The sequence below is a fragment of the Fictibacillus nanhaiensis genome (assembly GCF_042686385.1).
Taxonomy (GTDB): Bacteria; Bacillota; Bacilli; order Bacillales; family Fictibacillaceae; genus Fictibacillus; species Fictibacillus nanhaiensis.
Genome location: NZ_JBHUPF010000006.1, coordinates 383765 through 397065, shown reverse-complemented (window position 1 = coordinate 397065; position 13301 = coordinate 383765). Strand labels below are relative to the sequence as shown.

Below are 13301 nucleotides of genomic sequence, written 5' to 3'. Positions count from 1 at the left end.
AAAAAATGTTATAATTTGTAGATTTTTGTGTGTTAATTGTAAATTTTAATGTTTTCAATAATATTACTATTGTATACTTATTTTAAAAACTTGATTTAATAAAGAGTTTAACATTGAAAGGATGCTGGAATTGTTAATAAATACATATCCTCAAACTACAGTTAATTTTGAAGATTTAGAAGATATTTTAATTTCTTATGAGCCTTTTATCTTACGTGTACTGAAGGAAGGCGTTAAATTTGAATTTTTGGTTAGGATTAAAGAATCATCAAAAAAATTATTAGTGTTTGGATCAGGAGCTTATAACCCAGAAAAAATGAAACCACCTGTATTTCAGCGGCATACTTGGATAAATAAATTTGAAGAATCCATGATTTTATATAATGACCCCACTTTATACTTAGGACCCTTGAGTCTAGGATGGGGGCATGGAACGACAAATCGGTTTTATTTAGAAGAAATAGCAGAAATCTTACAAATAATAATGAAACGTATACTTGTTAATGCAAATCAAGTTATTTTTTATGGAAGCTCAGGCGGAGGGTTTATGTCAATGGTTTTAGCAGGATTCATTCAAGGATCAACTGCTTTAGTAAATAATCCGCAAACGATTGTAACAAATTACTATCAATCGCATGTGAATAAACTCTTTCAACATTCTCATCCAGAACTTACAATAGAAGAAATTAACAGAAAATACAACCACAGACTTAATGCTATATCTCTCTTTAAAAAATTCAATTATGTACCTAAAATAACATATATCCAAAATGTAGCATGCGAACATGATATGACAAATCATGTATTACCTTTCATAGAAGGACTTAAAGAATTCAACAAAATTACGCATTTTCATAATGTGCAATTTGAATTCTATTACGATGATGAAAAAGGACATAACCCTCTAGAATTAGAAGAGACATTATACTATATCAACAAGCTGATAAAGAATATGTAAAATAGATAACGAAAGGAGTGGCAGTTTTCTCCTTTCGTTATTTAAATTCAAACATATATTATGTATAAAAACAAATTACATGTTTGTGGTATATATGGTAATATATACTTACAAAATGGTGGATTCTGGAGGATTTCTAATGTGTACAATTAAAACAATCAATATCTCTAAAAGACGTATATTTTTTTTGGCTTTTATGCTCTTATTAACTATAAATCTTGTAATAAGTTCATCAGCAACAGCAAATACAATAATTAAAAACAATAATAATGAGATTATGATTTTCAAACGTATACAACCAAATAACAAATCAATAATTATTGGTAACCAACTTTTAAACAACGAACTTTATGTAAACAGTATTTGGCCCGCACACAAATTCAATGGCTCCTTAACCTGGAAGGAAAACCCATATAATGATTCGACCTGGTGCTTTTATTTCCATAGCCTTGATATGGTCGGGTATTTAATGAATGCGTATGAACTCAATCCTTCTATTAAATATCTAGAAAAAGCTAAGTGGTACATTAACAGTTGGATGCTTAGTAACCCATCTCCTGAGAAACAAGCAAGCACCTTTGCTTGGGATGATCATAGCACAGCAAACAGAGTTGTGAATATTGTGTATTTTTGGAAACACTATAAACAATCAGGAATTTATGATAAAGAGTTTGAAGATAAATTAATAGCATTACTCGAAAAACATGGTGCTTATCTAGCTGATGATAGACACTATTCAAAAGGAAATAATCATGGTATCTTTCAAGACCGTTCGTTACTAGAACTCGCACTATTATTGCCAAATTCAAAAAACAGTTCTAACTGGTACGTAAAAGCTATGAATCGTTTATCCGATCATGTAAGAAATGATGTTACAGAGAGTGGGGTACATAAAGAACATAGCCCATCTTACCATGTAATTGTTCTTAATTTATTCAAAGGAATTGATCAATTTCTTTCTCAGTTTGGGAAAAATGAAAAAGTGTTAAAAGATAGCCTTGTTAAGATGGAAGATTATGTAGCCTATTTAGCAAAACCGGATGGGACACTTCCCATACTAGGGGACTCAGCTCCTGATAATATTAGTTCATTGAATGAAGATAAGATTACAAGCTCTAAACTTAGGTATGTACTTTCAAAAGGATTAAAAGGCGACATACCAAATCAAGATTCTATCTATAAAGACGCAGGTGTCGCTATTTTCCGGAAAGGTTGGAATATAAATAATCCAATGTATCTTCTTTTTACCGCTGCATACCATTCAAATGTCCACAAACACGCTGATGATTTATCATTTATTTTAAGCTATGGTAAAACTGATTTTTTTGTTGATTCTGGTAAGTATAATTACAATGAGAAAGATGCATATCGGCAGTATTTTAGGTCTTCTCTGGCCCATAATACAATAACGGTTGACAACAATTCCTACCCACTAACAAAAAATCAAATCAATAAATCTAAAATAGAAAAATATAAATCTGCTGGTTATTATAGTTATATAGTAGGAAGCCATACATTATATGAGGATGTATACATAAAGAGAACAATCATATATTTGAAGAATATTAATAGTATAATGATTCACGATGTAATGAAATCTAACAAATCACATACGTATACTGAAACCTTTAATATTGGACAAGATGTATTCATTCATAGCACAGATAACAAAACTTTCATATTAAAAAGTACAACCGAAAATAAGCAATTAGAATTTAAACACTTAACAAAAGCAAAAACTATTCAGAGTATTAAAGGATCATCAAATCCTATTGGTGGTTGGCAATCTAATAGCTTCAATAAAAAATCTCCAATTTCACAACTAAAGTTCACTAATACATTAAAGAATCAAGATTCCAAATTTGTTATCAATACTCATTCTTCTGTAGGTATTAAGGATTACTCCGTAAAGAGTTATTCTACATACGATCTATATACTATTGTTTATAAAGATGGCAAACGCGGAAATATTAAAATTATTAAATAAATCATAAAAAGCAGAGGAAAGAAATCCTCTGCTTTTCTAATTCTAACTTTACACTTCTATTTTCTTTGAAACTAAGGTTGTTTTAATTCTTTCCGAATTAATAGCAAATACCTTAAACTTGTAAGTTCCTTTTTGTATGAATTGATAATCAAAAAAATTCTCTTTACTATAGCTCCGCTTATAGACTATATCCTTATCCTTATACACATACCATGCATAACTGATTGCATTATCCGAAGCTCCAATTTTAAATCTAACCTTTTTATATAACTGACATTCTTCTTGCTTATATAATACTTCATTAATATATGGTAGTCCTAAATTAGAACATACTATTTTTCTGAAATATGTAGGAAAAAACTTACTTACATCACTATGGTTACTATAATTACCTAAATCCAAATAATATGGGATTGAATTACTATTTAAACATTCTAGTAATGGTTTAACATGTAGTTGATAATGATCTTCTCCCTCACCAACATGAATATAAATAGACGGACGATACTCTGAACTATTAATAGTGTTAAATAATATCTCATTTAAAAATTTCATATCTGCTGACTGAATATTGCCTGATATGAATTTCGCAACATTCGTAGTATTAGTTTCTTTAAGTAAATAATTCCCTAATAAAAACTGAGGAGATGCCGCAATTATTGAATTAAATCCATATTTTATACCATAGTAAAGTGCAGCATATCCCCCTTTACTTGATCCACTACTGATTATATGGTTAATATTGTTTTCTTGAACAATTTTATTGATTAATTTAATTACAGTATTTTCAATTTTGTAGTCTTTATCCTCACAAAGATAATAACTAGCTCTACATCCAAAGTCATCTAATATATATAACTTGTTGGTATCAAGACCCTCTAAAGTATTTATATAGTTAAATTTCGGCTTCGTATTTATTGGAGGAAATGCTGAAAAAACTATCACTAATTTCCTATTTTCAGAAGAAGATCTTTTAAAAAGATACCTTACATCTACTTCCCCTTTAAATATTTTCTCATCAATCAACATGTTTCAATGTCCTCCCATTTTTTTATGAGGGTATAAGTTTAAGCTTATACCCTCATCTCTTTATCCCACAAACTCTTTAATAATTTCATCATGATTCATATTTTCGGATAACTTACTGAACTTAATATTTTCAGGTTCAGTTAAAATGGCTTTTTTTCTATAGATATTGAAAATTTCTGTAAGAATTTCAACAGATTTTTGCGCTTCTTCTCTTTGTACCTTCTTTAATTTATCTAGGTACCAATTCTTAAAATAATATTCAAAACGTTTATCTAAGTAATCTTCCAGAATGCCATATTCTTTATAGGCTTTGTATCTAGCCTTCTCTAAAATTAAGTACTTTTCAAAGAACCTCTTTGATATGCTATTTACGGCAGAACCTGATACAGCTGCGTAATAAACATGAATATCAAGATTTATTGCTTTTACTTTCTTAGAATGAAGCAACAGCTCCTGGAAGAACAACGTATCTTGTCCAACGGCTCCCTCTACCATTTGTAAGGAGTGGTCAGCAATTAATTCTCGTTTTAAAATTAACGCTTGAATACTCATGGCTTTGAACTGAGTCTTAGCCAAATACTCCTTCATGTTTCCTTCTAAAACATCTTGCTTATTGTTGTATTGTATTACAGTTTTGAAATAATTGAAGTGCATGTTATTATCTGCAACTCTCACCATATTTCCTACGATGAAGTCATAATCTGTACCCTGTATTTCTTCATACATTCTGTAGTAACCGTCATTAATGGCTTCATTATCAGGATCTAAATACGTTACGTAAGGTGCCGTTGTAAGTTCAAACCCTTTATTACGAGGTCGTGAAGCACTCCCGCTACCACCTTTTTCATAAAAGTATGTTTTCACATTTGGATTTTCAGTTGCAATATGATTAATAATCTTCAGGGTTATTTCATCTGATGATCCGTCATCAACTATGATAATCTCCATTTCATTGAAAAGCGAGCTGCGTTTTAAGCTGTTAAAACATTTGTTTAAAAGATGCTCACCATTATTATAAGTAGGAACAATAACGGATAATTTATAATCAATGGTTTCCTTCTTAACTGTTTTTCTCTTGTTATTAAATTCAAAGTGGTCAATACTGTATCCATTTGGCAAGTCTACAGAACCTTTCATCTTCTTAAGTTCATCAACTGAGAATGATTGACTCCAGAATACAGTTCTATACTTATCCTGCATTGTTGTAACATAATCATGCTCTATGCCTGTTTGCAGCTCTTCACCATTATAATAAGCTTCTTTTGTAATATAATCGGAATTCGTGTACTTAAAGCCATTAATCATGTCTTCTAAGTAAAACTCTCCATATTCCTTATCCTCATCAAAGAATGCGATCATATCGTATTGTTTTTTAATTTCTTCATTTAGACTGCTCTCTAAAACCAATTCTTTATCTGAATATGTTTGAGCATCAAACATATTCAGAACCTTATCGTTAGTCTCTTTCACAACAACCGCAACTTTTCTTTTAACTTGTTCAAAAGGAGTTCCAATTGATTTTAGCAGCTGTTCTAAACGGTGATGTGTTGTTTCACGAGACATCACTCTTCTTACTCCATATATCTGATGTTTGTAAACTTCTTCATCAGAAAAGCCGTTAATAATTTCTTTTACTTCGTTTTTATCATGAACCATAAACACATTTGGGAAAATATCGTTTACAGCCTTACTATAATTAGAGATTAGTATATTACCAAGTGCTTGAAGCTCATACACCCTATTGGCAAACATAGTGGAACTGTCTTTAACCGTGTTAAGGTTAATTCCCCAGTCATAGAGTTTGTGGAGCTTTTGCAAGTATGCATGTTCAACAGCTGGTGAAGTATATTTTGCATATTCTTTTGGAAAGAAGTATTGAGCCAGTTTCAAATCAAAGTTACGGTCAATAATCTTTAAATCAAGGCCAGATTCAATGACTCCATCAAATAAAATCCTTGTATCAACGTGTCTATGAGGATATTTGTTATACCATGAACCTGCAAAGAGTACCTCTTTTCTCTTAGGAAACTTCTTCATCCCTACAGGGTTATGATACAAAGGATTAACGCCAAAACTTAAAACTTCAACCTTATCATTTTTACAATGTTTTTTATAGTCGTCTACTTTTTCTGCTGCGGTAGTGAAAATGTAGTCACATTTAGTGGGAAGTTCTTTAAACACATCATAGTTAACTGGATCTTCCTTTGAATAGAAGACTATTTTAATTCCTTTTGAACGATAAAAATCAACTATTTTGAATAGATCTTCTCTGTGCTTCCGAATTTTCGGATTACCGAGACCCTTCCATTCCATGTTCAGGCCTTTCCAAGCAGAAACAATTAGAAAGACATCTAGCTTATCCCCATGTTGCTTATAGTTCTCTCTTGTAATATAAGTAAAGTTAGCTGTTCCATCAAAAGAATTAAACAAAAATTCATCTGCAATGATGCCGATATTTACGTTTGATTTAGGATAGTATTTACTCCCGTTGCTCTCTGGTATTTGGTCAAGCATGCCTTTTACTTTCTTAAAGAACTGCTTGTCAGCATGTTGATCTCGGTATTTTAAATACTCCAGGCGTTCTTCACCATCTAAAACTTCATTGGTATCACTATGTTTTGCAGGTGTCTTTTTCTTAACAACTGTTTCTTTTTTTAAAGGTGTAAGGTCTAATTTGGTTACAGATATCCCTTTTTTAATCTTTCTTAATGCTTCTTTATCTTTTTCTATCTGTTTATTCTCTAAAGCTATATCATCATTCAAGCTGTCTGTGATCTTTTTAAGTGTCTGCAATCTTTGCTCTATCGAATTAAAGTCCAAATTACTTTCCTCCAAGTTTCTTTTTACGTCGCCATTGCCAATAGTATACTGTGATTTTTCCAAGTTTGGATGAACGTAATGCTTTATATCTGCTTTCTAATTGTTTATTGTTTTTTAACAGTTTTTTATAAGTGTTAAGTAACGTTTGTTCTTTATTATAGGAATTGAGTAATTTCTCTTGAATGCTAACCTTTTCTTTTCTTACTTTTATTACATCAAGTTTAGCTACTTCTAGGAGTTTTCTTAGAGTATTCACTTCTTTTTCTGTATCTTGTTGTAATGTAGGAGTTGAATTCTCTAACTTTTTCAGGGAACTAACTTCTACTTTCAGCTTCGAAATTTGTATATCTTTTTCAGTTAACATTGAAACCTTTTCAGTCAATTCAGATATCAATTGTTCTTTTTGTTCAATAAGGGAGTTAGAAAGTTTTTCGTTGTTTTTGCGTTCTAGCCCAGACTCGATTATTTGGTCGTTTAATGAAGAAATTTTTCCATTTAGTTCCGAGACCTGGTTCTCATAATCGGCAATCAATCTGTCTTTTTGATTTATTTTCGCTTTGAAATTTTTTGTATCTTCGCTATGTTTTTCTTTTAACTTTTTTATAGAATTGTTCTTTGAAGCTATATCTTTAACATATTGTCTTTCCATTGAATAGAAAGCATCTTCAAGTTTATGAAGCAATCCTTCATCAATCGAAATTCCTTGTTCTAATGAATTACTAAGTACTAACCCTACCCATTTACCAAGGAAATTAATTTCTTCAATTTCAATGCCCTTATCTAATAACCTAAAAAGATCTAAAAGATAATATGTTTTTTTGTGATCAAAGTAGTCATTTATTCCGAATGGTACCGTAATGATAATCTTTCCGTTTTCACTTAATAGCTGTGAAGCCTTTTTAACAAAACGTTGAGGATCTGTAATATGCTCAAGAACTTCTCCCATGATAATGCAATCAAATTTCTCTTCAAAGTCATAGTCCATAAAATTTGCAGATATAAACTGAACATATTTTTTAGTAATCTCTTCTTCATCTTTTAACATATTATTTGCGTAATCAATAGATTCTTGAAGCAAATCCATTCCAAGAACACGCTTTCCTTCACGACCTAATATGATAGATGTAATACCTTGCGAGCATCCAATATCTAGAATCGTCTCTCCTTTTGCATGTTCACATATCCAGTGGATGCGATTCCTGATTCTTTCACCAAAGGAATCTCCTAGTTCATTAAAATATGCATCTGTCACTTTATCTAATGGCTTCTTCATAAAATGCCTCCAATTGTTTATAAAAGATGATTATGAAACAGTTCTATATATCTTTAAGAAGTTTTCCTTCTCAACATCCCAATTATATTTATGCCTCGCCGTAAAACAGTTCTCTTTCATCTGCTGGTGAACATCTGGATTGTCCAATAAGAAGTTCACACCTTCTGCAATGGATTCTGGTGAATGAGAGTCAATACAAATCCCGGTATGATTTCCTTCTACCACTTTCTTGATCTCTGGAAAACTGCACGCAACTACTGGAATTCCGCACATCATATATTCAAAAAGTTTGTTAGATGATGCTGAATAATGGTTATAACAAATGTTATTAAGTACTTGAAAACCTAAGTATGCATTTCGTGTGTAATGTAGCAATTGTTCGACCGGAATCTTATCTATGAATCTTATTTTGTCTTCTAAACCAAGCTCTTTAACTCGTTTTTGGAGAGATGGCTTTTGTTTACCATCACCGATGAATACCATCGTTCCACGCTTAAACATCGGAACCGCTTCAACGATTTTTTCAAGGCCTCGTCCGATTTGAATACCGCCTTGGTAGAGAAGGATCGGTTCGTCTTTTGGTAAATCTAAAAGCTCATGCATATTCACACTATCGTTTAGTTCAGGTCGTTGTACGAAAGGATAGTTATGAAGAACTTCCGGATACGTGCCATACAGTTTTTCATGATAAGCGGCACGTGTATGGTTTTCATGAATCGTTACATCCACAAATTTCAGATAAAAATTTTCAGCAATCCCGTACCATTTGCTGTTATACCCTGTCCGACTTGTTTGGATCTCGTGTGAATCGTAAATTAGTTTCTTCCTTTTAAAGGTTAAAATCTTAGAACAGAGTACACCTTGCGGAAGTGTATTTAAGTCATTGGAATGATAAATAGAATAATTGCCCTTTAAACCATGATAAATCATTTGAGAAGCTATGTAGCTTCTGGCTAGATTTTGTCTTATTTTCTTAACAATAAGCATACTAAATAAAGCTAATAAAATTAACGTTATGAAAGGCGCTTGCCAAAGAGCTAGGCCAGCAAACAAAATGGATGCTGCTTTTGTAGCGATATTACGCATGGCGATTCTTTTTATTCGGTTTGCCACACCTAAGATCTTTAAACGGTTGTTTACACGGATCAGATTAAACTTCTCATTCCTCTTTTCACGTTTCGCCATATTGGGTTGCTTCCAATCGTGTATAGCAATGAGATCAACTTCATAGCCCGCTTCAGATAATGCTGTGCATTCTCGAAGCACACGTGCATCATTTGTGAAGTGGTTCCATACGAACATGCATACTTTCTGACTCATTTCTTTCCTCCAACATATTAATAAGTACGTTTATATTTTTCTTCCATCTTAAGTTTTCAAATGCAAAGCGGTGACCATTTCTTCCATACTCTTCACGTAGTGCAGAATCGTTAGCAAGTTGCACAATCTGCTGAGCTAGAAGTTCAACGGATCTTTCCTTTGAAGTCAACCCACATTGTGCTTTTTCAATAACCTCTTTTGCATACCCGGATACATCTCCGACGATTGGTTTACCCATCGACATATAATCAATAATCTTTCCTGGTAACACTTTTTTAAAGACGGTCTCTTCTACAAGACTTACATATGCGATATGTGATGAAGCTACTTCTTTGAGCGCATTCTTTCTATTAAGCGCCTTGAGGAATACGATGTTCTGCAAACCCTTCTCTTCTATCACTTGTTTGAGTTCTGATCGCTTATAGCCATATCCGAATACTTTGAAACGAATATATGTATGAGATTTCAACTTCTCTGCCACCGCAATTAACTTACTTATATCTTGCGCTAAACCGATATTTCCTGTATAAATAACTTCAACCTTTTCATTTGTTGATTGTAGAAGAGATGTGTTAAGTTCTTCTTCTGTTAAGGAATTCGGCATAAACTGAATACGTTTTACGTTGATTCCCTTAGCTGCAATATACGAAATAAAACCTTCGCTATTTACAATAATGTGATTCGCTTTCTTGTATAAAAGCGACTCTAGAGCAAATGCCATCTTAAGGACTATTTTGTTTGTAAAAACGCCGACTCCAAGCAAAGATTCTGGCCATAAATCTCTGACATCTAATATCAGTTTAGAACTGAATTTATGCTTAGCAAAAAGCCCTGCTAATCCTACGAATATAGGCGGTGTAGATACAAATACATAATCATATTTCGTATCCATCTTCTTAATCTTTACGATAAACTTTAATGCAACCTCCAAATAAAGAAGCAGTCGATTGAAGATACTGCTCGTATATCTGCGTGTATTCGTATGAATTCTAACAACATCATTTAACTGACCTTGATCATTCCAGAAATCAGTATCTCTATATAAATTGCGGTTTGGGTAACTTGGTTCAGTAGTGAGTATGGTAACGTCATATCCCTTACCTTTTAATTCATTGTAAACATTCGTTATCCGATTAGCTGCACTGCCAATCTCCGGATAGAAGTTTTGTGTGATAATCAGTATTTTTTTCATGAAAAAACACACCTATTCTGTGTATAACAAACCATACACTTTTTCCTAAAATAGTAAAAGACATAAAACAATCTGCTGTATTATACCATATTCAGCTACCAAAAAACGACATTATTTTTACTAAATCAACAGAATAATAGTAAACTCGAAGTAATAAACTGGCATAAAAAACGAGAACTTTGAATTAGCTAACCAGGAATTGTAGGGAAAACTCCGAGTCACCTTTCCATAGGATACCTTCCTTCCTTCTTCTGAATTGTATGATCTTATTCTCCTTTTCTCCTTTAAATGAACATAAAAAAAGCAAAAAAGAAGGCTCTCTTTTGCTTTTGTATTAATATTTCATTTCCTTAACTAGCCCCAATAATCAGTAAGAACCAAAAACCAAATTTATAAACGAAAGCCCCGATTCCTAGAATAAGTCCCGTGTAACTCATGCCTTTGCTTTGACCCTTCTTCACACCGACCGCTCCAAAAATGATGGCTAAGATCCAAGCCGGTAGCATAAACCATCCTAAAAAAGGTACAAGTCCTAACGCAATGCCAACAATACCGAGTACTAAAGAAGACACTGCCATACCATTGCTTTGCGCTACTTCTTTTTGTAATTCGATCCTGTTTTAATCTTATCTTTATCTTCATACTGACAGTTAGGTTAACTCAAGCAGTAGCTTTAGGCAAAAAAAATAAGCCTACACCGTTTCTGTAAAGGCTTATTAGATCGTAACATCAAACTCTGATGTTAATTCCTTATATTGATATTTTTTTATATTCATTGTGTCCCAACGTTTTTCTATACTGTTTAACTTCATTTTTACATAGTCAAAATTAGCTCTACCTTGAAATTCACCTCTTAAATAAATTTCACATTCATTGTTTCCTTTGTAAATAATTTTCAATTCATGATGATTAAGACGACAGATATAGGATCCATTGATTAATCGAATCATTACCGTCCTCCTCTGTTTTTCAGATTTTGTTTCCATGTCTCATAGGCAAAAAAATCTCGAATGTCATCCTTATTTAAACCAATCTCCCTAGCTTGAGAGAGGAGATCAATCCATTCCGGATCCAATGACTCCACTTGTATACTTAATAAATGCTCCACTGGTACCTCCAATGCTGTTGCGATTTTTTGAACCATATGTGCAGATGGGTTTGTTTCATAATTTTCTATACTACTTAAGTAGCTCTTGGAAACATCTGCTAATGTAGCCAACTTTGATAAACTCATTCGCTTCTTTAGTCGATGTCTTTTAATTGTTAGTCCTAGATTTTTGTTCACCATTAACCAGCTTCCTTTTCTATAAAACCTCCTCTTTATACAAAGCAGCCTTTACGATGTAGCGATGTGTAGGATTTTTCATTGGATGACAAGTTATTAAAGTAACGTTACTTTCGTTCATATTATTTCTGAGAACAGATAGATCGCTTGGCTCTACGAGAAGTTTTTTTGTAACTTGATAGGTGAGTATTTTTTTTGTGGTTTCAATTTGGATAAGATCACCTGGCTCTACCTCAGGCAAACGATTAAATTGTTTTCCGTATGTGTAGCTTCTATGTGCTGCAATCGCAGCATTCCCCGCTTCTCCTATGGCTGAGGTTCCCTTTAGATGCCCTGCCGCAATTTTTAAATTCTGCTGAGATGCTCCTTCCATAATAGGGATGGTTAAATTTATCTTGTTAATCGTAAGTTTTCCAATCATACTTGTTTGAGAGGTTTTTGCATCTTTGTTTTCTATAGATTTTCTTTCTCTAGAAAAAACATCGTTAAGCTGCTGATAACTTTGTTGAATTTGATCTTTGGGTATCGAAGTTGAAGCACTCCAGTCATCCAGCAGCTGTTTTTCTTGGTAAGAGTAGAACATGCTATGAGCTTTTGGATAAAACATAATAGAAATGCCAGCAACAATTAAAATATATGCAAGCCATTTCATGTTTTACCCTCTTTTAAATAGATTTGACAGCGTGAATTTTTTAGAGAGCAACAATCCAAAACCAGCTAATGATATAAATAATCCTGATAAAATTAAAATTAGCGGGTTTTCTTCACCTGTTTGCGGAAGCGATCCAGCGCCATTGGCTGTTGGTTTCTTTCCTGGTGAACCTCCTCCATTGTCTTTTGTTGGATGATTGTTATCTTCTCCATCCGTAGCTGGAGGTTTAGCAGTACCTTCTGCAAAAACAATAAGTTCAACTTCTGTTTCGAATCCTTGAAATTCGTTACTAGATTCATAAGGAAACTCTACTGTTACAGTCAGTTTTTCTTCTAAACCGCTTTTTAAAGAACGTGGTTTTAAACCAGTAAACTCTTTGAGAGAACCCCGATAAATGATTTCTGATTGATCTTCAACTTTTACAACAAATTGGTTATAAAGTTTATTAGAACCTGATTTCTTTTGTGCTTTCAGACTATAAGAAAAATCCTGATTTCCATTGTTCTGTATAGCAAGAACCCGCGTTGCCCAATCGCCTGGTTTAAAATTATTTATAGCGAAAATAACATCTTTTGGTAATGTATTAATCTCTATCTCTTTGGAACTACTATTCGCACCTGTATGTCCAAGAGGTACGAAAACCACTGCAGTTAGCAAAACACAGCAGTACATAATTAAGAATTTAAAGCGATTTGAATGTAGGTTCATCGCACTCACTCACCTCTCAATCTTCATTCTTCGAGGCACTATAAGAAAAGAGGCGGAGATTATTCCCCACCTCCATT

12 protein-coding genes are annotated in these 13301 nt (G+C 32.9%); 2 read left to right on the top strand and 10 right to left on the bottom strand.

Annotation, left to right across the window (positions count from 1 at the left end; all coding sequences use genetic code 11):
• Window positions 1–130 precede the first annotated feature (130 nt).
• Together ACFS5O_RS05755 and ACFS5O_RS05750 are read left to right on the top strand one after the other, a co-directional pair.
• Window positions 131–958: a glycosyl transferase family 2 gene (locus ACFS5O_RS05755; protein WP_318300111.1), complete on the top strand. Its 828-nt coding sequence runs from the start codon at window positions 131–133 to the stop codon at window positions 956–958.
• 139 nt (window positions 959–1097) lie between these two features.
• Complete coding sequence (locus ACFS5O_RS05750; protein ID WP_205725044.1) at window positions 1098–2945, top strand: alginate lyase family protein; 1848 nt, start codon at window positions 1098–1100, stop codon at window positions 2943–2945.
• A gap of 48 nt (window positions 2946–2993) precedes the next feature.
• Here the strand turns inward: ACFS5O_RS05750 and ACFS5O_RS05745 are convergent, their stop codons facing one another.
• The 10 genes from ACFS5O_RS05745 to ACFS5O_RS05700 form a co-directional block, all read right to left on the bottom strand.
• Window positions 2994–3974, bottom strand: coding sequence for a triple tyrosine motif-containing protein (locus ACFS5O_RS05745; RefSeq protein ID WP_205725043.1), 981 nt, complete (start codon window positions 3972–3974; stop codon window positions 2994–2996).
• Window positions 3975–4034: 60 nt separating this feature from the next.
• Window positions 4035–6794 (bottom strand): glycosyltransferase, encoded by a 2760-nt coding sequence (locus ACFS5O_RS05740; protein WP_205725042.1) that lies wholly within the window; start codon window positions 6792–6794, stop codon window positions 4035–4037.
• A 1-nt stretch (window position 6795) separates the two neighbouring features.
• The gene (locus tag ACFS5O_RS05735) at window positions 6796–8067 is read right to left on the bottom strand and encodes a methyltransferase domain-containing protein (protein WP_205725041.1); all 1272 of its coding nucleotides are present in this window, start codon (window positions 8065–8067) and stop codon (window positions 6796–6798) included.
• A 30-nt stretch (window positions 8068–8097) separates the two neighbouring features.
• Window positions 8098–9387 (bottom strand): glycosyltransferase, encoded by a 1290-nt coding sequence (locus tag ACFS5O_RS05730; RefSeq protein ID WP_205725040.1) that lies wholly within the window; start codon window positions 9385–9387, stop codon window positions 8098–8100.
• Window positions 9341–10579: a glycosyltransferase family 4 protein gene (locus tag ACFS5O_RS05725; protein ID WP_205725039.1), complete on the bottom strand. Its 1239-nt coding sequence runs from the start codon at window positions 10577–10579 to the stop codon at window positions 9341–9343. The genes ACFS5O_RS05730 and ACFS5O_RS05725 overlap by 47 nt, the downstream gene beginning before the upstream one ends.
• Window positions 10580–10929: 350 nt before the next feature.
• A complete protein-coding gene (locus ACFS5O_RS05720) occupies window positions 10930–11157 on the bottom strand; it encodes a hypothetical protein (RefSeq protein ID WP_318300110.1) in 228 nt (75 codons plus the stop codon).
• Between the two features lie 138 nt (window positions 11158–11295).
• Complete coding sequence (locus tag ACFS5O_RS05715) at window positions 11296–11529, bottom strand: hypothetical protein (protein WP_205725038.1); 234 nt, start codon at window positions 11527–11529, stop codon at window positions 11296–11298.
• The gene (locus ACFS5O_RS05710; RefSeq protein ID WP_205725037.1) at window positions 11529–11867 is read right to left on the bottom strand and encodes a helix-turn-helix domain-containing protein; all 339 of its coding nucleotides are present in this window, start codon (window positions 11865–11867) and stop codon (window positions 11529–11531) included. Before ACFS5O_RS05710 ends, ACFS5O_RS05715 begins: the two co-directional genes overlap by 1 nt.
• Before the next feature lie 16 nt (window positions 11868–11883).
• Entirely contained in the window at window positions 11884–12516 is a 633-nt protein-coding gene (locus tag ACFS5O_RS05705; protein WP_205725036.1) for a class D sortase, read from the bottom strand.
• A 3-nt stretch (window positions 12517–12519) separates the two neighbouring features.
• On the bottom strand, window positions 12520–13224 hold the full coding sequence (locus tag ACFS5O_RS05700; RefSeq protein WP_205725035.1) for an LPXTG cell wall anchor domain-containing protein: 705 nt from the start codon (window positions 13222–13224) through the stop codon (window positions 12520–12522).
• Window positions 13225–13301 lie beyond the last annotated feature (77 nt).